The 22375-nt window shown below is 45.1% G+C and carries 31 protein-coding genes; 4 read left to right on the top strand and 27 right to left on the bottom strand.

Going from position 1 to position 22375, the window contains the following annotated elements:
- Positions 1-8: 8 nt before the first annotated feature.
- Genes PG766_RS11870 through PG766_RS11850 form a run of 5 tightly spaced genes read right to left on the bottom strand, consistent with a single transcriptional unit; the run spans position 9 to position 5665 of the window.
- A complete protein-coding gene (locus PG766_RS11870; RefSeq protein WP_118199177.1) occupies positions 9-2060 on the bottom strand; it encodes a YgiQ family radical SAM protein in 2052 nt (683 codons plus the stop codon).
- Positions 2060-2728 carry an HAD family hydrolase gene (locus PG766_RS11865; protein WP_117834732.1) on the bottom strand — a complete coding sequence of 223 codons (669 nt, stop codon included), beginning with the start codon at positions 2726-2728 and terminating at the stop codon, positions 2060-2062. The genes PG766_RS11870 and PG766_RS11865 overlap by 1 nt, the downstream gene beginning before the upstream one ends.
- Positions 2722-3426 (bottom strand): pseudouridine synthase, encoded by a 705-nt coding sequence (locus tag PG766_RS11860; RefSeq protein ID WP_118199176.1) that lies wholly within the window; start codon positions 3424-3426, stop codon positions 2722-2724. The genes PG766_RS11865 and PG766_RS11860 overlap by 7 nt, the downstream gene beginning before the upstream one ends.
- Positions 3423-4808, bottom strand: coding sequence for an RsmF rRNA methyltransferase first C-terminal domain-containing protein (locus PG766_RS11855; RefSeq protein WP_117834778.1), 1386 nt, complete (start codon positions 4806-4808; stop codon positions 3423-3425). The genes PG766_RS11860 and PG766_RS11855 overlap by 4 nt, the downstream gene beginning before the upstream one ends.
- A 38-nt stretch (positions 4809-4846) precedes the next feature.
- Positions 4847-5665 carry a M23 family metallopeptidase gene (locus PG766_RS11850; protein WP_022220617.1) on the bottom strand — a complete coding sequence of 273 codons (819 nt, stop codon included), beginning with the start codon at positions 5663-5665 and terminating at the stop codon, positions 4847-4849.
- Positions 5666-5784: 119 nt separating this feature from the next.
- Between PG766_RS11850 and PG766_RS11845 the strand changes: the two genes are divergently transcribed.
- Positions 5785-6723, top strand: coding sequence for a nucleoside recognition domain-containing protein (locus tag PG766_RS11845; protein WP_117834730.1), 939 nt, complete (start codon positions 5785-5787; stop codon positions 6721-6723).
- A gap of 5 nt (positions 6724-6728) precedes the next feature.
- On the opposite strand, the gene PG766_RS11840 is transcribed toward PG766_RS11845, so the two are convergent.
- The 18 genes from PG766_RS11840 to PG766_RS11755 all read right to left on the bottom strand — a co-directional run bounded on the left by PG766_RS11840 (position 6729) and on the right by PG766_RS11755 (position 18848).
- Positions 6729-7340 (bottom strand): hypothetical protein, encoded by a 612-nt coding sequence (locus PG766_RS11840; protein ID WP_008370579.1) that lies wholly within the window; start codon positions 7338-7340, stop codon positions 6729-6731.
- A 29-nt stretch (positions 7341-7369) separates the two neighbouring features.
- Positions 7370-7849, bottom strand: coding sequence for a pantetheine-phosphate adenylyltransferase (coaD, locus tag PG766_RS11835; RefSeq protein WP_008370580.1), 480 nt, complete (start codon positions 7847-7849; stop codon positions 7370-7372).
- A 4-nt stretch (positions 7850-7853) separates the two neighbouring features.
- Positions 7854-8429: a 16S rRNA (guanine(966)-N(2))-methyltransferase RsmD gene (gene rsmD / locus PG766_RS11830; protein ID WP_270223227.1), complete on the bottom strand. Its 576-nt coding sequence runs from the start codon at positions 8427-8429 to the stop codon at positions 7854-7856.
- A gap of 155 nt (positions 8430-8584) precedes the next feature.
- Complete coding sequence (locus PG766_RS11825) at positions 8585-9484, bottom strand: mechanosensitive ion channel family protein (RefSeq protein WP_118199174.1); 900 nt, start codon at positions 9482-9484, stop codon at positions 8585-8587.
- A 3-nt stretch (positions 9485-9487) separates the two neighbouring features.
- Positions 9488-10345 carry a peptidoglycan editing factor PgeF gene (gene pgeF, locus PG766_RS11820; protein WP_118199173.1) on the bottom strand — a complete coding sequence of 286 codons (858 nt, stop codon included), beginning with the start codon at positions 10343-10345 and terminating at the stop codon, positions 9488-9490.
- 61 nt (positions 10346-10406) lie between these two features.
- On the bottom strand, positions 10407-10784 hold the full coding sequence (locus PG766_RS11815; RefSeq protein ID WP_022220621.1) for a YraN family protein: 378 nt from the start codon (positions 10782-10784) through the stop codon (positions 10407-10409).
- Between the two features lie 41 nt (positions 10785-10825).
- Entirely contained in the window at positions 10826-11587 is a 762-nt protein-coding gene (locus tag PG766_RS11810; protein WP_118199172.1) for a ribonuclease HII, read from the bottom strand.
- Entirely contained in the window at positions 11580-12155 is a 576-nt protein-coding gene (lepB, locus tag PG766_RS11805) for a signal peptidase I (protein WP_008370589.1), read from the bottom strand. Before lepB (PG766_RS11805) ends, PG766_RS11810 begins: the two co-directional genes overlap by 8 nt.
- Positions 12148-13005: a ribosome biogenesis GTPase YlqF gene (gene ylqF, locus PG766_RS11800; protein WP_118199171.1), complete on the bottom strand. Its 858-nt coding sequence runs from the start codon at positions 13003-13005 to the stop codon at positions 12148-12150. Before ylqF ends, lepB (PG766_RS11805) begins: the two co-directional genes overlap by 8 nt.
- Positions 13006-13019: 14 nt before the next feature.
- Entirely contained in the window at positions 13020-13613 is a 594-nt protein-coding gene (gene lepB / locus PG766_RS11795; RefSeq protein WP_118199170.1) for a signal peptidase I, read from the bottom strand.
- Between the two features lie 68 nt (positions 13614-13681).
- On the bottom strand, positions 13682-14029 hold the full coding sequence (gene rplS, locus PG766_RS11790; RefSeq protein WP_008370594.1) for a 50S ribosomal protein L19: 348 nt from the start codon (positions 14027-14029) through the stop codon (positions 13682-13684).
- Between the two features lie 98 nt (positions 14030-14127).
- Entirely contained in the window at positions 14128-14898 is a 771-nt protein-coding gene (gene trmD / locus PG766_RS11785) for a tRNA (guanosine(37)-N1)-methyltransferase TrmD (protein WP_055157163.1), read from the bottom strand.
- Positions 14899-14922: 24 nt separating this feature from the next.
- Positions 14923-15435 (bottom strand): ribosome maturation factor RimM, encoded by a 513-nt coding sequence (gene rimM, locus PG766_RS11780; RefSeq protein WP_008370599.1) that lies wholly within the window; start codon positions 15433-15435, stop codon positions 14923-14925.
- 179 nt (positions 15436-15614) lie between these two features.
- Positions 15615-15845, bottom strand: coding sequence for a KH domain-containing protein (locus PG766_RS11775; RefSeq protein ID WP_008370600.1), 231 nt, complete (start codon positions 15843-15845; stop codon positions 15615-15617).
- A 23-nt stretch (positions 15846-15868) separates the two neighbouring features.
- Complete coding sequence (gene rpsP / locus PG766_RS11770; protein ID WP_022220623.1) at positions 15869-16114, bottom strand: 30S ribosomal protein S16; 246 nt, start codon at positions 16112-16114, stop codon at positions 15869-15871.
- 79 nt (positions 16115-16193) lie between these two features.
- The gene (ffh, locus tag PG766_RS11765; RefSeq protein WP_008370602.1) at positions 16194-17558 is read right to left on the bottom strand and encodes a signal recognition particle protein; all 1365 of its coding nucleotides are present in this window, start codon (positions 17556-17558) and stop codon (positions 16194-16196) included.
- Between the two features lies 1 nt (position 17559).
- Positions 17560-17904, bottom strand: a complete 345-nt coding sequence (gene ylxM / locus PG766_RS11760) for a YlxM family DNA-binding protein (protein ID WP_118199169.1) — start codon at positions 17902-17904, stop codon at positions 17560-17562.
- Positions 17904-18848 carry a S8 family peptidase gene (locus tag PG766_RS11755; protein WP_117824361.1) on the bottom strand — a complete coding sequence of 315 codons (945 nt, stop codon included), beginning with the start codon at positions 18846-18848 and terminating at the stop codon, positions 17904-17906. The genes ylxM and PG766_RS11755 overlap by 1 nt, the downstream gene beginning before the upstream one ends.
- 135 nt (positions 18849-18983) lie before the next feature.
- On the opposite strand from PG766_RS11755, the gene PG766_RS11750 reads away from it, so the two are divergent.
- Complete coding sequence (locus tag PG766_RS11750) at positions 18984-19250, top strand: chorion class high-cysteine HCB protein 13 (protein WP_117558655.1); 267 nt, start codon at positions 18984-18986, stop codon at positions 19248-19250.
- Between the two features lie 66 nt (positions 19251-19316).
- Here PG766_RS11750 and PG766_RS11745 read toward each other — a convergent pair whose 3' ends face one another.
- A complete protein-coding gene (locus PG766_RS11745; RefSeq protein WP_182438626.1) occupies positions 19317-19454 on the bottom strand; it encodes a hypothetical protein in 138 nt (45 codons plus the stop codon).
- 37 nt (positions 19455-19491) lie between these two features.
- Complete coding sequence (locus PG766_RS11740; RefSeq protein ID WP_044998655.1) at positions 19492-19728, bottom strand: hypothetical protein; 237 nt, start codon at positions 19726-19728, stop codon at positions 19492-19494.
- Positions 19729-19993: 265 nt separating this feature from the next.
- Between PG766_RS11740 and PG766_RS11735 the strand changes: the two genes are divergently transcribed.
- A complete protein-coding gene (locus PG766_RS11735) occupies positions 19994-20296 on the top strand; it encodes a hypothetical protein (RefSeq protein WP_118199168.1) in 303 nt (100 codons plus the stop codon).
- Between the two features lie 63 nt (positions 20297-20359).
- Positions 20360-21094: a tRNA pseudouridine synthase A gene (locus tag PG766_RS11730; RefSeq protein WP_118199167.1), complete on the top strand. Its 735-nt coding sequence runs from the start codon at positions 20360-20362 to the stop codon at positions 21092-21094.
- A 1-nt stretch (position 21095) separates the two neighbouring features.
- Here the strand turns inward: PG766_RS11730 and PG766_RS11725 are convergent, their stop codons facing one another.
- Both PG766_RS11725 and PG766_RS11720 read right to left on the bottom strand, forming a co-directional pair.
- The gene (locus PG766_RS11725) at positions 21096-21500 is read right to left on the bottom strand and encodes a secondary thiamine-phosphate synthase enzyme YjbQ (protein ID WP_008370619.1); all 405 of its coding nucleotides are present in this window, start codon (positions 21498-21500) and stop codon (positions 21096-21098) included.
- Between the two features lie 12 nt (positions 21501-21512).
- Positions 21513-22370, bottom strand: coding sequence for a patatin-like phospholipase family protein (locus PG766_RS11720; protein WP_118199166.1), 858 nt, complete (start codon positions 22368-22370; stop codon positions 21513-21515).
- Positions 22371-22375: the final 5 nt, after the last annotated feature.

Below are 22375 nucleotides of genomic sequence, written 5' to 3'. Positions count from 1 at the left end.
TCCTGTGACTACTTCCGTTTGTGTACATTACGGATGGATTTCTTTTTCTGCGGTCTTGATGAGGACTCGCCTCTGCCGTTTCCTGTAGATGCAGGCTTTGTATTCTTATGCCCTGCATTTGAATTTTTATAATTTCCGTTTGTCTTTCCTGGATTTTTGTTATTTCCATTCGGGTTTTTGCTCTTTCGGTCCGTACCGCCATGAGTTCCGCCATGGTTTTTTCCGCTGTATCCATTCTTCTCCTGCGTTTTTTCCGAATGAAGCTTTCTCGGACGGATCAGACATTTTTCATCGAAGCCTACCAGATCCATACGGTCCGCAATTCGCAGTGCCTCCATGACCAGATCATAATTTTTCGGGTTCCGGTACTGGATCAGTGCTCTCTGCATCGCTTTTTCATGCGGATTCTTCGGCACATACACCGGCTTCATCGTCCGCGGATCTACACCGGTATAATACATACAAGTGGAAATCGTAGACGGTGTCGGGTAGAAATCCTGTACCTGCTCCGGCATATAACCGAGATCCCGCAGGTATTCGGCAAGCTTTACCGCTTCTTTCATAGTAGAACCCGGATGGGACGACATCAGATACGGAACCAGGTACTGTTTAAGTCCTAGCCTTTTATTGATCTCTTCGTATTTGTGGGTAAAACGTTCATAAACCGCATTTTCCGGCTTGCCCATCATCTGAAGAACCGGGTCTGCTACATGCTCCGGTGCAACTTTCAGCTGACCGCTGACATGATACTGACACAGTTCTTTGAAAAACGTGTCATCCGGATCCGCCAGCAGATAGTCAAACCGGATACCGGAACGGATAAATACTTTTTTGACTCCAGGTATCTTTCTGAGATCCCTGAGAATGCTTAAGTATTCTTTATGATCTGCGATCAGATTTTTACACGGCTTTGGAAAAAGACACTGTTTGTTCGTACATGCCCCGTATTTTAACTGTTTCTTACATGCCGGTGCACGGAAGTTCGCGGTCGGTCCGCCTACATCATGAATATATCCTTTGAATTCCGGATCCTCCGGAAATGTCTTTGCTTCAGCGATCAGTGATTCCTTACTTCGTGTCTGAATGATTCTTCCCTGATGGAATGTCAGTGCACAAAAACTGCAGCCTCCAAAACATCCCCTGTTGCTGATCAGACTGAATTTGATCTCCCGGATTGCCGGAACTCCACCTGCCGTCTCATAAGATGGATGGTAGGTCCGCATGTAAGGAAGTGCGTAGACATCATCCATCTCCTGCTGGGTCAGCGGTTTTGCCGGAGGGTTCTGTACCACATACAGATGATCTGAATAGGGCTCAACCAGCCGCTTTCCGGAAAATGGATCTGTGTTGCAGTACTGTCTGTAAAAGCTTTTGGCGTACAGAAGCTTATCTTTTTTCATCTCTTCATACGGTTCCAGAATCTCTGCATCATACACACTGTCCAGATTCTTGACCTTGCAGACCGTTCCATCGATATAAGTAATGTCCTTGATATCCAGTCCGGCATCCAGTGCCTCTGCAATCTCAATGATCGAGCGTTCGCCCATTCCATAAGAAACCAGGTCTGCACCCGAATCCAGAAGAATGGAACGCTTAAGCTGGTTGGACCAGTAATCATAATGTGCAAGTCTTCTAAGACTCGCCTCGATACCACCCAGAATGATTGGTGTCTTCTTATATGTCTGACGGATCAGATTGCCGTACACAACTGCTGCATAATCCGGTCTCTTTCCCATCACTCCGCCCGGTGTATAAGAATCCTGCTGCCGTCTTTTCTTTGATACAGAATAATGGTTGACCATGGAATCCATATTTCCCGCCGACACCATAAATCCAAGCCGCGGCTCTCCAAATTCTGTAATACTTTCTTTATCCTTCCAGTCAGGCTGTGCAATGATCCCCACGCGGAAGCCATGTGCCTCTAAAAGGCGGGTGATGATCGCATGTCCAAAAGACGGGTGGTCTACATAGGCATCTCCGCTTACATAGACAAAGTCTACCTGATTCCACCCTCGCTCTTCCATCTCTTTCCTGCTGATCGGTAAAAATCCATGATTCATTATAATACCTCGTATGTCTGATTGGTAATGTCTTCATAGCTGTGAATAAAATAGTCGGCAAGTTCCCGCTTTTTCGCATCCTGTGGGCGTGAAAACCAGTCGTCCACCGCGCACACACGCATTCCTGCATTTTTCCCGGCGAGGATTCCCATCGGAACATCTTCAAATACCAGACAAGCAGAAGGCTCCGCACCCAGCTGCCCAGCCGCCTTCAGATAAACATCCGGTGCCGGTTTCCCTTTATTCACTTCGCAGCTTGTACAGATCGTATCGAAAAGATGGGTGATCTGCCTTGCCTTTAAAAATTCTTCCACCAGTTTCCGGTCATTGCTGGTTGCGATTCCTGTCCGGATCTCTTTCTCTTTCAGCATCTCCAGAAATTCCTTTACCCCTGGCTTTAGTGTGACCTCTTTTGTATATTTATCCACAGACATATCATACCATTCTTTTTTGATCTCCTCCACAGTATGCGGAAGCTCCGGAAAAATCTTCAAAAAGTACTGCGCTGTCTCGGTATAGCTCATCCCTTCCATTGCCTCATGAAAATCTTCCGGCGGATTCAGATGATATTTTCTGATATAATCTTCATCTATCGCTGTCCACACCCACATGGAATCTACCAGAGTCCCATCCAGATCAAAAATGACAGCTTTAGTATGCTCTAACATAATTTTTTTATCTCCTCTTCGGTCAGTGACCGGTATTCTCCCTTTGTAAGTGTCTTATCCAGAGCAAGGCTTCCCATAGAAAGCCGCTTCAGATAGATTACCTCTTTGCCGACTGCATGAAACATCCGCTTCACCTGATGGAAACGTCCTTCAGTGATCGTAAGCTCGATTTCCGACTCTTCCCCACTTTTCAGGATTCGAAGATCTGCGCTTTTAACCGGCGTATCGTCTCCGATATCCACTCCATCTGCAAATGCTTTCACATCAGATTCATCTACCTTTCCCTGTACTTTCGCATAATACACCTTATCCACATGCTTTTTTGGGGAAAGCAGGCGGTGTGCCAGTTCTCCGTCATTGGTGATCAGAAGAAGTCCTTCCGTGTCCTTATCCAGACGTCCTACCGGGAACAGATCATTTCTTTTTTTATCTGTGATCAGATCCAGAACTGTCTTGTCCCGGTCATCTCTTGTTGCGGAAATAACACCTGCCGGTTTATGGAGCATATAATACTCTTTTTTAGCGTATCCAATCTGTTTTCCGTCAAGACTTACTTTCTGTGTGGTCTCATCGATTTTAAGTTCCGGTTTTTTCACCGTCTCTCCATCAACCATAACACGTCCGCTGCGGATCAGTTTTTTGATTTCACTTCTGGTTCCCTGCCCCATCTCGGCAAGATATTTGTCTATGCGCATCATGCAGACTGATTCCTCCATCCAGGCAGATATTTGTTCTTCAAAGTTCCGTTCGTGACTTTTCCCCATCCAAGCGGGAAACCGTCTGTACAGACCAGATGCCAGCCTTTTGCCTTAGCCGGAATCAGATCCTCCACATCGATTGTCTCACCTTTCAGATAACGCATCAGTCGGTTATCATCAGAAGACAAGTTCAAAGTATGCGCGTACTCTTCCATTTTCAGGTTCATCGCCAGTGCCTGGCTCGGTTCAAAACGCTTTTTCTTCAGTTCGCCAAGGAGCAGTCCGCTTCTTAAAAATCTTGCGCCTTTCAGTTCCGGAAGATTCTCCGGCATATAGTACACGCGCTCTCCATGGATATCCAGTCTCCACGGCTTCAGATCCCACTTTACATCACGGAAGAATTCCTCCAGCTCTGCCGGGATTTTCTTCGCTTTCTGCTCTGCGACCGGGGAAGACGGGCAGATTGCATCCTCACTCTTTTTCAGCAGTGCGAGGTAATGTCCCTCCCCTTTCATATGATGTGGAAAAATACGGACAGTCTTAGCAAAATCCGGATCCTTTGACTTGGTTACTTCCGGCCTGCCCGGTGCAAATCCTTCATATCCTGCGATTTCCTGAATCTCGAATTCCGGATATTCACCGAGCAGATATTCAATCGTCCCCTCATTCTCCAGTGGATCAAACGTACAGGTTGAATACAACATCATGCCACCCGGCTTTAACATTCTTGCCGCCTGGGTGATAATGCTTCTCTGCAGCTTCGAGAAAAATTCCGGTCCATGTTCTTCCCAGGCGCGTACCATCTTCTTATCCTTACGGAACATCCCTTCCCCGGAACACGGCGCATCGATCAGGATCTTGTCAAAATAACCGCTGAAATAGCGTTCCAGTCGTCCAGGTTCTTCACTCATGACCAGCATATTGCCGATTCCGAAAACTTCCAGATTCTTTAAGAGTCCTCTTGCTCTGGAGCTGCTGATATCATTTGCGACCAGAACACCTTCGTTCTGAAGCTTCGCTCCAAGCTCGGTTGCCTTTCCACCGGGTGCGGCACAGACATCCAGTACCCGGTCCCCCGGTTCTACCGGAAGACGGTTCGCCGGTGTCATCGCACTCGGCTCCTGCAGGTAGTAAAGTCCTGCAAAATAATACGGATGCTTCGCAGGAGATATCTTTTCTCCATCATAGTAAAAACCGTTGTCGATCCACGGGATCGGTGTGATCTCAAACGGACAGATCTTCACAAAATCCTCCACAGAAATCTTCTCCGTATTCACACGAAGTCCGTAATATCTCGGCTCGTCATAACATTTTATATAATCCTCAAATTCATCTCCGAGGAGTGCCTTCATCTTCTCTTCAAATTCATTTGGTAAATTTATCATTCTTTCGTCCTCCATATCATTTAAGTATAGCATAGTTAGAAAGAACAGGAAAGTTTTTTCTCCCCGGCAAGTCTTAAAATCCAATAGGGATTGTAACTGGTTTCTTCGCCGTCCGGATAGAGATAAATCCCCAGATGCAGATGCGTGGCAAACATCCCTTTCGTCCCCTCTGGACCATATCCGGTATTTCCCATAAATCCAATGATATCCCCTGCCTTCACCTCGTCCCCCTCCTGATAACTTCCATAAGAGTCCAGATGTGCATAATAGAAATATGCACCGGACGGTGCGGTAATCCCGATCCTGTATCCTCCCTTTTCCAGCCAGCCTCTTGCCGATACTACCCCATCTGTCATACTCACAACCGGATAGAGACCGGGGATATCTTTCGATGCCATCAGATCACAGCCTTCATGTCCCCTTTTTCCTCCGTAGGTGCGCTCTCCCATCCAGCTGTCCACAAAAGATACCTGATACTGTGGATGTTTCGGTGATTCCGGAACAGGAAAATAGCGGATATCATTCCAAAGAGCTGTACAGATCTTTTCAAAAGATTTCCACTCTTCTTTTTCCGACCATTTTTCAAATAGCTCTTTTTCGTTATCCTGTGGAAACAGGCTGTTTTCCAGAAAATAAATGGCATAAAGTCTTCCTCTTTTTTCATGATCTGTCTTCGCAAGAACCTGGAAAAACGCCTCCTCCATCCCAAGCTTTCTGAATTCTTCTGTGCTTCCTGTTTTTAGGTTCAATCGGTTTTTTTTAGCTTTCTCGTTGATCTGTATGCTTGCTGCCACGCAAAAAATCAGCAATAAAAAAAGGAGCAGAAGCGATCTGCGTTCCAGTCTTTTTTTCAAGATTTCTCCATTTTTCTTTTATTCTATTCACACTGAATCTCTTCTATGCACATGTGCCCCGGTATATCTGTCTGCGTTTTTTCATAAACTATTGCAAAAGAATACGGCAGGTATACACGATGAAAACAAAAAAACTGTCTGTGTTTTTTCTGATCGGACTTTTCCTTCTGATGCTTTTTTCCCCGGAAACCGTTGCCACAGGTGCCGCAAACGGACTGCTGCTCTGGTATAGGCAGGTGCTTCCGGTGCTCTTTCCTTTTCTTCTTATAACCGGTCTTATGATCCGCACAGAGAGCATTTCCCTGATCAACCATACCCTTTCTCCAATTCTGAAGCCTTTTCTTGGCATTTCTGAAAATGCTTCTTTTTCGGTGGTCTGTGGATTTCTCTGTGGCTTTCCAGTAGGGGCAAAATCCTGCTCTGACCTGACTGATAAAGGGAAAATTTCTTCTGCCGAAGGAGAATACCTACTTTCCTTCTGTAACAATGTCAGTCCTGCGTTTCTGACCGGGTATGTGGCGGTACAGAGCCTCAAGCAGCCTGAAATGGCGCAGATCTGTCTGCTTTTTCCTATCCTTGCCGCACTGTGCTGCTCCTTTTTGTTCCGCAGATGGTATCTGCCGCGGAATCCTTTTGCGGTCGTAGAAGAACAGGCTGATCCCAGACAATTTCTTCCTTTTTCCGAGGCTCTTGACGAAAGTATTCTGTCAGCATGTGATTCCATCACGAAAATCGGCGGATATATGATCGTTTTTTCAGTGCTCATTTCTTTTATGGCAAAACTTTCCTTTCAGAATTTCTTCTGGAAATTGTTGCTTCTTCCCGGAGTGGAACTGACCGGGGGAATCCGCATGCTCTGTCAGCTGGACCTTACTTCTGAACAGCGGTTTCTTCTCGTTATGGCGCACTGTTCTTTTGGAGGAGTCTGCGCGCTTTTCCAGACAAAATGCATGATCCGATCCCAGAACTGGTCTTTTCCTCGCTATATAGCAGAAAAGCTGATTACCGCAATGGTAACCAGCCTGTTCGCTTTTTGCTATATGAAATTGTTCGGATAAAGAACTTATTCTCTCTGTCCCTGGTCCGTCTGTCCGGCTTCTCCGCCGAATTCTGCTTCCAGTCCGCGTGAGGACTTATCCGGAACTTCCAGTTCTGCACGGTTGTTACGGACAACATCATAACATTCCTGAAGGGATGTTACCAGACTGTCATACTTGCTTGTGTAACTGTTCAGTGTATGACCGATGATGCTTTCAGCATTGGCAAGAAGATCATCTGTATACTGCACTGCCCCGATACGGATATCGTTGGCATCATTAGTCGCATTATCCAGAATCTGCTGTGCCTGGTCTGTTGCTGCCATAACGATCTCGTTTGCCTGTGCGTATGCCTGCTGCATGATCTCATGCTCGCTTACCAGTTCACTTGTCTGTGCATGTGCTTCTTCAATCATGCTTTCTGCTTTCTGTTGTGCATCCGCAAGGATCGCATCCTTGTTCGCAATGATCTTCTGATAACGCTTGATCTCATCAGGTGTCTTCATACGAAGTTCACGGAGAAGTTCATCGATCTGGTCTTTATTCACGATAATCTTTGTAGTTGATAATGGCTGAAACTTACAGCTGTCAATGTACTCTTCAATTTCTTCAATAATCTGCTCAATACGGCTGCTCATAATTTTGCACTCTCCTTCTTGTCACAGACCTACTGTGACATCTTTTCTTTTATACTTTTGGCGACAGTCTCCGGCACGAACTGGGAAATATCCCCTCCGAAAGCTGCGACTTCTCTTACGATTGTAGAGCTAAGGTAAGAATACTTGAGATTGGTTGTAAGGAACATGGTTTCTACTTCCGGTTCAAGCTTATGATTCGTCTGTGACATCTGGATCTCATATTCAAAATCTGTGATCGCACGCAGTCCGCGAATCACAAGACGTGCCTTTTGCTGTCTTGCAAATTCTACAAGCAGCCCGTCGAAAGGCACTACTTTCACATTACCGAGATCTTTTGTCACTTCCTTTAACATTTTAACACGTTCTTCTACAGAAAACAACGGGGTTTTTGCTTTATTCATCAATACTCCGATTATAAGTTCGTCTACAATTTTACTGCTCCGGGTAATAATATCCAGATGTCCGAAAGTTACCGGGTCAAAGCTTCCCGGATAAATCGCTCTTATCATGAGTCTACTCCTCCACAGATATAAATACATGCATATTAGTCTTGTATTTCTTTTGTTTGATCATTAAAAAACCAAGTTCCTCCAAATAAGAAAAATCAGTCGCCAAAGATGCTTCCACGATGATCAGTGCATCCTTTTCCAGCAAGTCTGATTTTGCAAGATAAGTAAGCACCTCTTTTTCCAGCATATGGTTGTACGGTGGATCCATAAACACATAATCGAATTTTTCTCTTCCATCCAGCCTGCGAAGTGCCGAAAATACATCCTCCCGGATTACTTCCGCCTGGTCTGCAAGCTGTGTCTTTTTCAGATTCTCCATAATGCACTGGATTGCATTCGGATTGTTTTCCACAAAAACCGCCTTTTTTACACCTCGGCTGATCGCCTCAATCCCGATTGCCCCGCTTCCGGAAAAAAGATCCAGAAATGTACAGTCGCAAAGTCCGTGTGCGATCATATTGAATAAGGTTTCTTTGGTTCTGTCGGTTGTCGGACGTGTCTCCATTCCTTTTACCGTCACAAGTGGTATTCTTCTGGCTTTCCCTGCTATGACTCTCATCTTATCGTTCTCCTGATTTATGATGTCAGAAACTACTCCATCATTTCAAAACATAGGGTGTTTTGTCTTTTAACCCTGACAACATATTATACTTATTTGTGATTATTTTGTCAATTTCCCCGCTTGTATTTTACCAGATACATTTTTTATATCTGTCTTTTTTCAGATACAAAGCTCTACTTTTCCAACTCCATATGTGCCTGATGGACAGTGATCTGCTGATATGGAATATCAATATGATTTTCATCCAGTGTCAACTTGATATTTTCCAGCATCCGCCATCTTGTCGGCCAATACTCTTCACTTTTTACCCATGCACGGACACCAAGCACCACTGAACTGCTCCCAAGCTCATTTACAAAGACATTATGTTCCATACTCTGGATAACGGACGGATCATTTTTTACAAGTCCCTGCAGCAGTTTCTTGGCAAGGCGCAGATCCGCTTCATATGCAATATCCACCTTCAGATCCAGCTGACGGTAATCTTTGTCCGTCACATTGGTAAGGCTTGTGTTGGCAAGTGTTCCATTCGGCACAATGATCGTCTTGTTGTCAATGGTGGCAAGCTTAGTGTAGAAAATCTGGATCTCTTTGACCGTTCCTTCATTGCCATGGCTGTCTTCTATAATATAATCCCCGACAACAAAAGGCTTCAAAAATAAAATCAGCATCCCACCGGCAAGGTTGGAAAGGCTTCCCTGCAGGGCAAGACCAACTGCCACGCCTGCCGATGCAACCGTTGCTGCAATCGATGCAGATTCTACACCGAGCGAATTGATAATTGCCAGAAACAGCAGAATATGAAGTCCGTATTTCAACAGAGAATCCACAAACTGTCTTGCACCGGTATCCGAATTGGCGCGTTCCATGGATGCCCGCGTAATCTTGCGGATCCAGTTGATCACCTTATGGCAGATGATGAATATGAGCAGCGCCATCAGAATCCGGATTCCAAACGCAATCAGGTCCGGACCTTTCTCCTGAATGAATTTGTTAAATCCGGTGATTGTATCCACCGTATCCTGCACGGTCTCCTCTACCTCACTTCCTGCGGCTGTCTGTGTCAAAAGCATGTTTTATCCCTCCTTCAGTGCAATAAATGCTGCAAGATTCCCCCTCTTTCCTTTGGATGCGCGATGGGAAAATAAAAGCTCCGGGTTGCAACAGGTACACACATTAGTAACCGCCAGATGTTCCGGTCTGATCCCTGCATCTGTGAGAACCAGTTCATTTGCCTTCCAGAGATCCAGCTGGAACTTTCCATTCTCCTTGGCATAGAACAGACGGTCATATTCAGACTCTCTGAAATTTGCGCGGAACATATCGATCACATCTTCACTGACTTCATAGCATTCCTGACAGATGGACGGTCCCACACAGGCAAGGATATTCTTTGGATCACAACCGAATTCTTTCTGCATCTTTTCAACCGTCACCTGTCCCATCCGGTTCACAGTGCCTCTCCAGCCGGAATGGCTGGATGCTACCACCTTTTTCACCGGATCCAGAAACAGAAGCGGTACACAGTCCGCGTAAAATGTCACCAGACAGATCCCCGGTACATTTGTGATCAGTCCATCTACATCTGTGTAATCTTTTTCTCTTGTAACACCTTTGCCGGCATCTTCTCTTGTCACGATCCGTACGTTCGTCGTATGGGTCTGATGCGTGCAGACCATATGCTCCGGCTTCACGCCGATTGCAGCTGCCATTCTTCTGTAATTCTCGTCCACATGCGCGGGATCATCCCCTCTGGTATAGCTCAGGTTCATGCTTCCCAGGAAACCTTCACTCACTCCTCCAAGTCTGGTCGAAATTCCATGTTCTACAAGTCCTTCCTTTTCAAGGATCGGATATTTGAGAAATGGTACGCCAGCACTTATGCATTCGTCAAAGATATGCTCCTCGTTTTTATATTTTAATCCTATTTTCATCTGTACTCTCCCGTATTGTGATATCTGCAGGCAGCCATCTGCCTGTCCCCGGTATCATAACTCATACAATTCCAAAATCTCCACAGTACTCAAATGCATTTTTCCGCAAAGAAATCTTATTCCCCGCGATTCCTATTACATCGAAGCGGCATGGTATCTCTGTGCAGCCGTTCTTCATCAGATAATAAACGGCCGCTCCGGACAGGCGCATCTGTTTGGGCACAGATACCGCCTCCAGAGCAGCCGAAAGCCCTCCTGTTTTGCGAAATTTCACCTCACAAAAGACCAAATATTCTCCGTCTTTTGCAACAATGTCAATCTCCGCATAACGGCAGCGGAAATTATACTCCAGTATCCGATATCCTTGCTTTTCCAGAAATTCACCTGCTATTTTTTCATATTTTGTACCGGTCCTTCGCCGGTTTTTTTCATTCTCCAATCGCCTTTTGGATCTGATCTTCTACCTGTTCTGACGGATTTTTATACGAAGTGTCCGATAAAACTTCTTCTGTGGATCGGTGTCGGTCCAAGCGTCTGAAGTGCTTTGATATGTTCTGCTGATCCATAACCTTTGTTGGACGCGAATCCATATCCCGGAAGTACCTTATCATACTCTTCCATCAGACGATCTCTTGTTACCTTTGCCACAATACTTGCTGCAGCGATGGATACGCTTTTCGCATCTCCCTTGATGATTGGAACCTGTGGAATCACAACCTCCGGAATGGTAACTGCATCATTTAAAAGCAGATCCGGCTTGACTTTCAAATTGCCAATCGCCTGACGCATGGCTTCGTAAGTTGCCTGCAGAATATTGATCTCGTCAATCCTTACAGGGGAAGCCATCCCGAGACCTACCGCAACTGCTTTGTCCATGATCTCATCATAAAGCTCATCTCTTTTTGCTGCGGAAAGCTTCTTGGAATCATTTATATAAAGGATCTCGCACTCTTTGGGCAGGATCACGGCTCCTGCAACCACCGGACCCGCAAGTGGCCCCCTTCCCACCTCGTCAATTCCACAGATAAACGCATGGTCAGCATATTTTTCTTCGTACTGACGCATTTTCGCAAGGCGCTCTTTTTCGGCAAGCAGCTTTTCCTTCTGCTTTCTGTACTTTTCCAGAAGCTTTTGCACACCGGCTCTGTCATCCGGCGCATAGACCTTCATCAGCTGCTCCCTTTCGGCATCCTCTGCCATTTTTAAACGGCTGTCGATCTCTTTGATACTTTCTTTACTCATGCTTTATCACTCCGATTTTGTTGAACGGATAAATTCTTACCCAGGCACGCCCGATCAGCATATCACGGGTAAGTACACCCACACTTGCCACACGGCTGTCCGAGCTGTGATTCCGGTTATCTCCCAGGACAAAATATTCATCGTCTCCCAGTTTTATCGGCTCTGCTGCAATTCCCGGATCTTCCATCACCTCTGCACCATAATGTTCATCCAGCTTTTTGCCATTAATATACATATATCCATCGATCACCTGCACAGTCTCACCGGGCAGTCCGATGATACGTTTGATATAATAGGTATTCTCTGCATGCTGGTAAGGGAATACAATAATATCATATCTTTCCGGATCGCGGAAGCGGTAGCTGAGCTTATCCACGATCAGGTTATCTCCGTCTGAAAGTGTCGGCTCCATTGAATGACCGTCTACTTTTGTGCGCTGTCCGACAAAGGTGACGATCACCCATGTCAGCAGAACAATGACCAGAAGATACAGAAGAGTTCCTCCCAGTGATCTCCATATACTCTGCTCCTGCTCCGGGGCTTCTTCCTTGTTGTCTTCCTTACTCATTTGTATACTCCTTTACAAATTCAAGTGTGATCCTTCCGAGTCTTCCATTTCGGAAATCATCCAGCAGCATACCAGCTGCTTTTGCGGTATCTAATTCATTCCCACGCACCAGACAATGGCGGCTCTCAGCAATTGCTTCCAATACACTGTAGCTGTTCTGCTTTTCGTTGATCGTATATTTCTCAGCAAGAACACCCGGATAAGCATCCTGCATAAAGCTGATCAGCTCCGTCGCAAGCTCTTCCAGATTCATGATCTCATCCTTGATCGACCCGATAAATGCAAGGCGCAGTCCCACCTGCTGGTCCTCAAACTTCGGCCAGAGAATTCCCGGTGTATCGAGAAGCTCTACGTTCTTGTTTAGACGGATCCATTGCTTTCCTTTGGTCACACCCGGTTTGTTACCGGTCTTTGCACAGGCTTTTCCGGCAAGTGCATTGATAAAAGTAGACTTTCCGACATTCGGGATTCCGACTACCATCGCACGGACCGGACGGTTCAGAATCCCTCTCTTACGGTCACGCTCTGTCTTTTCTTTACATGCTTCCTGGATTACTCCCTGAATAGACTTAATCCCACCGCCTTTACGGGAATTAACCTTAACTGCCGAATATCCTTTTCCACGGAAATAGCCGATCCACTCTTCTGTCTGCTTCTCATCTGCAAGATCTGCCTTATTGAGCAGGATCAGTCTTGCTTTATTCTTTCCAAGTTCATCGATGTCCGGATTCCGGCTGCTCATCGGAACTCTTGCATCAACCAGTTCGATCACAAGATCGATCAGTTTGATATTCTCCTGCATCATCCTTTTGGCCTTTGTCATATGCCCCGGATACCATTGAAAATTCATCCAGTTTCCTCCTTCTATTTACCAAGCAGTCCGAAACGGTCTTTCGGGGAAAGGATAAACCATACTTTCCCTTCAATCTCGGAACGCTTTACATTTCCAATATCAGCCATCCGGCTGTCTTCACTGCTCTCCCGGTTGTCGCCAAGGACAAAATACTCATCTCCACCGAGAACGATCTTCTCACTGGCAATACCTGCATCTGCAATTGCAGTAGTCTCATACTTTTCATCCAGCTTTCTGTTGTTGATATAAATCTCTCCATCCCTGATCTCAACACTTTCGCCCGGAAGTCCGATAATCCTTTTAATATAGGAATGAAGGTTCTCATTCCCCTTTGGTTTGAACACGATAATGTCTCCGCGCTTCGGTGTACTGGCATCATATACGATCCGGTTTACCAAAACCACATCCCCATTCCGAATCACCGGGTTCATGGACTCTCCGATATTACTGATCTGATGCCCGAAATACCACACAAACACAAATGCGCACAGGCAGACGAGCACAATTTGGAATACCCATCCAAATACTTCGGGAATCCATTTCAAATTGATATGTTTTCTATGCTTTCTGTCAAATCTGAGTTCTTTTCTTTTTCTATGTCTCATCTGTTATCATATCCTATATTAGCAAAAGGGACAAGTACCTGTCGTATTTGTCCCTCTTTAAGCATTTACTATTTTACTAATTCTTTAACTTTTGCTCTCTTACCTACACGATCTCTTAAGTAGTTCAGTTTTGCACGTCTTACTTTACCTTTACGAACAACTTCTACTTTTTCAACGTTTGGTGAGTGAAGCGGCCATGTCTTCTCAACGCCGATTCCGTTAGAGCTCTTTCTTACTGTAAATGTTTCTCTTGCTCCGCCGCCCTGTCTCTTTAATACAGTACCTTCGAATACCTGAATTCTCTCACGGTTTCCTTCTTTGATCTTACCATAAACTTTTACAGTATCTCCTACGTGGAATTCCGGAGCATTTTCTTTTAACTGAGCTGCTTCAATGTTCTTAATAATTTCGTTCATGTGTGAACCTCCTTCATATTTTGACGTTCTTAATACGCTTTTCTATCGTATCAGAGGACCATCTCTGTTTTCATCACAACGTGTTATATATTAACACATTATTCTTCATTTTTCAAGTCTTTTTCTCGATTTTCTATAATCTCTTCTGCAAGTTCTCTTTCTTTCATGGTAAGCTCTGCGTCTTCCAGAAGGTCCGGACGCCATTTTGCAGTACGGATCACTGACTGCTCTCTGCGCCATTTCTCGACATTGGCATGATGACCGGATAAAAGGATTGGTGGAACCTGCCTGTCGTGCCAGATCTCCGGTCTGGAATACTGCGGATATTCCAGGAGATTGTCCTGAAAACTCTCAAATTCGGCAGATACATCATTATGCAGAACACCCGGGATCAGGCGGGATACCGCATCCACGATCATCATTGCCGGAAGTTCACCGCCTGTCAGTACATAATCGCCGGCTGACACATAATCCGTTACGATCTCCTCCAGCACACGTTCATCGATTCCTTCGTAATGTCCGCACAAAAGCACCAGTTCGTCTTCTTTCGCAAAATCTTCTGCCATCTTCTGGTTAAACGGCTTCCCCTGCGGGGAAAGATAAATCACACGTGGTCTCTTTCCTTCCGGGAGGGCTGCTTTTTCCTGAATGGCAAGATAGGTCTGGTAAACCGGCTCTGCCTGCATCAGCATTCCTGCGCCGCCGCCATACGGATAATCATCCACACTGCTGTGCTTGTTAAATGCGTAGTCCCGGATATTCCAGGCTTCAATCTCAAGAATTTTATTCTTCACGGCTCTTCCGATAATACTGGTTTCCAGACCGTTCATCACCATCTCCGGAAAAAGCGTCATGATATCAAATCTCATATTGTTCTCCTACTATTCTGTCGCTTAAATCAGTCCGTCCATCAAATGAACAGTCATTTTCCTATTCTCAGTATCTACATCCAGAATACAGTCATGGATTGCCGGAAGAAGCACCTCTGTGTGCGCCTCTGTCGATACCACATAGACATCATTTGCACCGGTTTCCATAATATCTTCCAGGACACCGAATTTTTCACCGTCCTCAGTGTAGACATCCATGCCGATGATATCTGCCATGTAATACTCATCCTCTTCCAGTTCCACGGCATTCTCACGAGATACAAGAAGCGGCATCTTTCTGTATTTTTCAATATCATTTATGTTATCGATCCCTTTGAACTTCAGAATCACATACTGTTTAAAAAATTTTACACCTTCAATTTCAAGGGGAATCTGTTCTTTTCCTGTATCAAGAACCACATCTTTCAGAGCACGGAAGCGGTTTGGATCATCCGTTGTCGGAAATACTTTGACTTCACCTTTGATTCCATGGGTAGATGTGATCACGCCAACTTGCAGGTAATCATTTTGTTGCATACTTTGTCCTTTCTTAGCATAAGATAAACTTTACACCGAAAAAGTCTGTTTTAGTCTTTTGAAGCGACTTTTTCTCCATCCCCAGATACAGTGAATCTGTCATTGGCAGCTTCACTTGCATACTAAGGTATGATAAAAAACGCAGATAAAAATAAATTTACCTGCGTTTTATTTTTATGCTATTGCATAATTTCAACCACGACTTTTTTGTCTTCTTTGGCCGCGGCTGCCTTTACAACGGAACGGATTGCTTTCGCAATTCGGCCTTGCTTACCGATCACCTTTCCCATATCATTATCTGCGACATGTACTTCGATCACGGTAGTCTTGCCTTCCTGTTTTTCCGTAACCACGACGCCTTCAGGATTGTCCACAAGTGCTTTCGTAATTACTTCTACTAAATTTTTCATCACTCGCACCTCCGCGAAGCAACCTATTTTTCAATACCTGCTGCCTTAAAGATTTTTCCAACTACTTCTGTAGGCTGAGCACCGTTGTTTAACCATTTCTTAGCTGCTTCTTCATCTACTTTGAATACGCTAGGATCCTGAGTTGGATCGTATGTTCCGATTTCTTCGATGAATTTTCCGTCTCTTGGTGATCTAGAATCAGAAACAACGATTCTATAGAAAGGAGCTTTCTTCTGTCCCATTCTTCTTAATCTGATTTTTACTGCCATTTTACTTTCCTCCATAAAACAATTTGTATTTATAATAGTTTATCTATATATCACGCATGGTCTGCGGAATATATCTCCTTTAGAAAGGCATCTTGAACTTGCCTTTTTTACCTTTCCCGCCCATCATTCCCGGGAAAGACTTCATCATCTTGCGCATCTGCTCGAACTGCTTCATCATCTTGTTGACTTCCGAAATGTCAACTCCGGCTCCTGCTGCGATTCTTCGCTTTCTCTGCGGAGTGATGATGTCCGGATTCTGACGTTCCTTGATCGTCATGGAATAAATGATTGCTTCGACTCTTGCCATCTTCTGTTCCGCATCATCCGCATCAATATCGGGCATCTTGCCTTTACCAAGACCACCCATGCCGCCAAGTCCGGGAAGCATATTCATGATACTTCCAAGACCGCCCATCTTGCGCATCTGTTTCATACTTTCCAGATAGTCCTCAAAATCAAACTGCGACTTTTTGAGTTTTTCTGTCATCTTACGTGCCTGTTCTTCGTCGATCTCTTCGCCGGCTTTCTCGATCAGGCTGAGTACATCCCCCATACCAAGGATTCTGGAAGCCATACGATCCGGATAAAACTGCTCCAGATCTGATAATTTCTCACCCATACCCACATAAAGGATCGGGCATCCGGTGACTGCCTTGATTGAAAGTGCCGCACCACCTCTGGTATCGCCGTCAAGCTTTGTGACGATTACTCCATCTATACCAATTTTCTCATTAAAGTTCTCTGCAACATTCACGGCGTCCTGACCGGTCATTGCATCGACAACGAGAATACTCTGATGAACCTCGACCGTGTTCTTAATCTCCTGCAGTTCTTCCATCATCTCTTCATCAATATGAAGACGTCCTGCAGTATCCAGAATAATCACATTGTTGCCATTCTTTTCAGCATGCTCCAGTGCTGCTTTAGCGATATTCGCCGGTTTCTGGTTATCTCCCATGGAGAACACTTCCACACCTTGCTTCTCTCCGTTGATCTGCAACTGTTTAATAGCTGCAGGTCTGTAGACATCACATGCTACCAGAAGAGGCTTCTTACCTTTCAGCTTGAACTTTCCTGCAAGCTTTGCTGTGGTCGTTGTTTTACCTGCTCCCTGAAGACCCATCATCATAATGACCGTCTTCTGGCTTCCCGGCTGGAATTTAATCTCCGTTGTCTCAGAGCCCATCAGATTCACCAGCTCGTCATTCACGATCTTGATCACCATCTGTCCCGGATTCAGTCCGCTCATCACATCCTGTCCGACTGCACGCTCCTGCACACTTTTTACAAAATTTTTGACAACTTTGAAGTTAACATCTGCCTCCAGAAGAGCCATCTTAACTTCACGCAGAGCCGCTTTTACATCATCTTCCGTAAGTCGTCCCTTGCTTCTTAAATTCTTGAATACGTTCTGAAGTTTTTCTGTCAAACTGTCAAATGCCATGTTATAACTCCTCTATGATCTCTCCCGAAAGCTTTTTCACTTTCTTTATCAATTCTTTTTCGTCCTGCTCTTCATAATTCTCAAGAAGCAGATTGATCTCATGGACTTTTTTTTTCACAGACATGAACTTCTCCACCAAATGCAGCTTCGCTTCATAATCCTCCAGACTCTTGTTACAGCGCCGGATCATATCATGAACACCCTGTCTGCTGATCCCCGCATCTCTTGCAATCTCGCTGAGCGAATAATCTTCAAGAACTGCCTGTTCATAAATCTCTTTCTGATGTTTTGTTAAAAGCTCACCATAAAAATCATATAATAATGTCTGCTTTAAAATCTCGTCCATCACTTATCACCTGTGCTATCATATAACAGATTTTCATTGGTGTCAAGTATTTTTTCTTGACATTCAAGAAGTTTTTCTACATGCAGGTTCCCATGTCCCTGTCTCTGGTCATAATACCTGCCCTTTTCACAGGAATTCCACAGTCTGTATTTAAGTTCCAGATTACACATATCCGGGTATTTCTGCAAAACCAGAGCCGCTGCCCCGGACACTACCGGAGTTGCCATAGAAGTCCCGGTTTTCGGAATATAGGCATAAGGGCTTCGCACCGGATACAGGTAATTGCAGGAATAGATCCGGTTCCCCGGCACGACAAGATCCGGTTTTTTAATACAATCTCCGGTCGGCCCACAGCCGGAATACTTCTTTCCCAGTTCTTCATCCGCCCCAACTGTGATCACCTTCCGGCTGTTTCCCGGTATCGTGACGCTCCCTTCCTTTGGTCCTTTGTTTCCTGCCGCCGTTACAACTACCAAACCGGCATCCCAGAGCCGTTCTACCCAGAACAGGAACAATTCATCTTCCGGATCCTTCTTATGAGGAAGAGTTCCAATCGAAATATTGACGATCCGGATCTTCATTTCCTTTTGTTTTAACAACACGTACCGGATCCCGTTTATCACATCCCGGATTTTTCCACCACCTCTCTGATTCAGCACCTTGACAGCAAAGATCTGCGCCTCCGGTGCCATTCCGCTGTACAGACCTCTTCCGCTTTTTCCATTTCCGGCAAGAATTCCTGCCACATGGGTTCCGTGTCCGTTGTCATCATATATGGTTTTCTTCCCCTGTACGCAGTCCTTCCATCCCACGATGCGGCCGACAAGATCCGGGTGCTGTGTGATACCTGTATCCAGAACGGCACAAACGACGCCCTTTCCAGTGATTTTGTTTTGCATTGTATCCGAACACCAGTAGTGGATTTTCCGTTTCAAATCTTTCATATTTAAAATATCCTTTTTCTATTAGAATATTCTTTCTGAAATCAGATGCCAATTTCTTCGGAACTTTTTTGAAACACTGACATGCCTCCTTACATATGATGAAGTGTAAAGAAACCTTACTGGAGGCTATCAAATATGAGTGAATTAAGTGCAACAAACTGCGGATGTGGAAATTCTATGGATAACTGTGGATGTGGCTGCGGAATGTCTTCCTGCGTATGGATCATTCTTCTCCTCTGCTGCTGTGGCGGATGGGGACGCAATGGCGACGGATGTGGATGTGGAAATGACAGCTGCCTGTGGATCATCCTTCTTCTCTGCTGCTGTGGTGGATTCGGCAACGGATTCGGTAACGGATGCGGTAATGGATGCGGATGTGGCAACGGCGGATGCGGCTGCTAGTTACGAAACTCAGATCTTATTCGTTCAGACAGACCAGAGGCGGGGCAAATTATATCCCCGCCTTCTTTATGTTTTGTTTTTGTGCTTCTCCTGTTGCTTTTCGTGTTCCTCTTCCTGCTCCTTTTCCTTTTTCTTTTTCTTTCGCAAACATTCTTCATCCACTTCATAGATCGCATTCCCATCAATAATAATCCGGCTGCTCATTTAACAAAATCCTTCCATTAGTTCTTCCTTTGCTTTATTATATGTGGATCTCATATTTTCCGTCTTCTTTACATATATATTTATAACGCTGAACCGTGGAGGACATATGGAAAAGAAACCGCCCCTTGTCATGACGCCATTTGACGAGTCTCTCACGAATGATTTTCTGCAACTTGTCAAAATCATTCTTCCCTATCTGCCCGATCACGTTCAGCGTATAGCTGGCATTTATGTGAAACTTACGGAACTTATGAATGCCTTTTACTGTTTCCAACCTCCTTATTATCATAATCGCAGAGGGCGGCTACGAAAGCAGGAGAAAGATCCGGGCAGCATGTTTGAAGCAGTTGTACCCTATCTTTCTCCTGAAAAAAGAGAAATGTTCGATTCCTTTTCCGGAATATGGCAAATGATGGAAATGATGAAAGAGATGGACTTTGGAGATCCTGCAAATATGGCAGATATGATGAATGAATTTCAGGCAGCACAGGATATGACGGATATGATGAGTGGATTTCAGACAGAAAGGATGGATGAAAATGAACGAATGGATGGAGCATCCGGATCTTGCGAATCTGGATCCGCTGAAACAGGAGCTGATCCGGACAGCAGCGTTGAAAGCCGGCGGCAAAAACGGGAAAGCACTGGTCCCGGTGATGATGTCACTGATCGCCGGTGCGAATAAACGGGGAATCCGGTTTACCCCTGATGAGATTTCGCTGATTCTTTCAGCGATCAAAGAAGGGAAAAGCACACAGGAGCAGGCACAGATCGACCAGATGGTGCAGATGATCCGGACAATACAGGCAGGAAAACAGCCACCAAGGTCCGGAAGGCAATAAAAATTGCCTTGCCCGACAATCAATGCTATAATAAACGGCAGAAATGCACTTCAGGAGGAGCTTATGACAACGATCAAACTTACCATAGAATACGACGGAACCCGCTATCCGGGCTTTTCCACAAAGAAAAAAAGCGCCAGTATCGAATCAAAGCTTGCACTGGCGATCAGGGATGTAACCGGACAGTCCACACAGCTTTTTGCTGCCGTAAAGACGGAACCGGGTGTTCACGCAGCACATCAGATTGTAAGTTTTCAATTAGAAAAAGAATCTTTTTCAGGCAATACAGAACTGTTAAAAATGAAATTAAACGCAGCTCTTCCGGCGGATATTGCAGTCACCTCACTGGAAATCGCAGATGAACGTTTTGTGGCTTCTCTCGCGGTAAAAAGCTGTACCTATATCTGCCGGATCGTCACAGATCCTGCTGCAGCATTATTTTCCCGTCCGTACACCTGTGTTGTAACCGAGTCTCTTGACCTGGAATCCATGCAGCAGGCAGCGCAGCTTCTTACCGGTACGCATGACTTTGCCGCATTTTCAAACGGACGTACCAGAAAAAGTACAGTGCGCACTGTAGAAACAATCAAAATTAACCGCGAAGACCAACTGATACAGATTCAGCTGACTGCAAATAGTTTTCTCCGGCATATGCCGCAGCTTCTTGCCGGTACCATTCTCACAGCTGGGAAAGAAAAAAAGACAGACGGAACTACGCTGACTCTCGCTGGTGTAGAATCAGCAGCTCCTGCCTGTCCTTCGCATGCATTCACCCTGACGGATGTACAACTCCGTTAATCTATCCTTCGATGATCTTCACATAAAAGGTACGGTTTCTTGGTCCGTCAAACTCGCAGAAATACAGATCTTGCCAGATGCCAAAGACGATCTCTCCATCATGGATGATCAGCGTCTGTGACGGTCCGACCACCGTCGTCTTCATATGTGCATGCGAATTTCCTTCTGCATGCTGGTAGAAGAACTGTTCTGCCGGAAATACTTTTTCAAAGCCACACAACATATCATGCACCACATCCGGATCTGCATTCTCATTGATCGTAAATCCGGCTGTCGTATGTGGTGAGAAGATCACAGCAATCCCTTCTCTTACACCGCTTCTTTCGATGTCTTCCCTTACCATTTCTGTTACCTTTGTCATTTGCTGCGATGCGTTTGTCGCAATCTGATGTTCGTACAGATGCATATGCACACCTCCTTATTTTTCCAGATAAGCTTTAAGTCTCGGAAGCTCTCTTTTCATCATTTCATAGCCATGATCGTAGAAAGTCATCAGCTTATCATAATCTTTTTCCAGTCTGGATACCGGCTTCATTTCCGGGCGAAGGACGAAGATATTTCCTTCTTTTTCCAGCTTTTCTATGTATTCTTCTGTCCGGTTATACATCACCGGTCTTCGGATACAGGTGCGGACAAGTGCCGGATATTTGCTGTACATCTTCCGGTATAACTTGCCGACCGCTTTGGAAGTTGGTTTTTTGCGGTAGCCTTCCGGTCTCGTCAAAATGAGAACTATTTTTTTCAGTCCCTTTTCCTGCACATGCTTTACCGGAATGGAATCGGCAAGTCCACCATCCAGATACGGAATCCCGTCTATATTTACGATCGGACATACAAGTGGCATACTGCTGCTGGCGCGGCAGATCTTCATCAGCCGGTCACTGTCATTCTCTTCGGTCATATATTCGGCATTCCCCGTAAGACAATTGGTTGTCACGATCTCACAGGTCATTCCATTTGAAAAATAAGTATCAAAATCAAACGGAAAGAGTTCATTCGGATATTTATTGAATATCATATCCATATCCAGAAGACTTCTTTCTTTTACGAAATCTTTAAGTCCGTAATAATAGCTGTATTCCTTTCCTCTGTGGATCATACAGTCCCTTGTCCTGCCGATCTGCTTTGAGACATAATCGACTGCGTTACAGGAACCTGCCGATACGCCGACCACATAAGAAAAATACAGATCCTTTTCCATCAAATAATCCAGTGCGCCGGAAGTAAATACACCTCTTGTTGCACCGCCTTCCAACACCAGTCCTGCTTCTGTCAAAACAC

The sequence above is a fragment of the Coprococcus sp. LG101-27 genome, assembly GCF_027695515.1.
GTDB classification, from domain to species: domain Bacteria; phylum Bacillota; class Clostridia; order Lachnospirales; family Lachnospiraceae; genus Allocoprococcus; species Allocoprococcus comes.
Note: the sequence above shows the minus strand (reverse complement) of the source record. Positions and strands in the feature narration are given on the sequence as shown.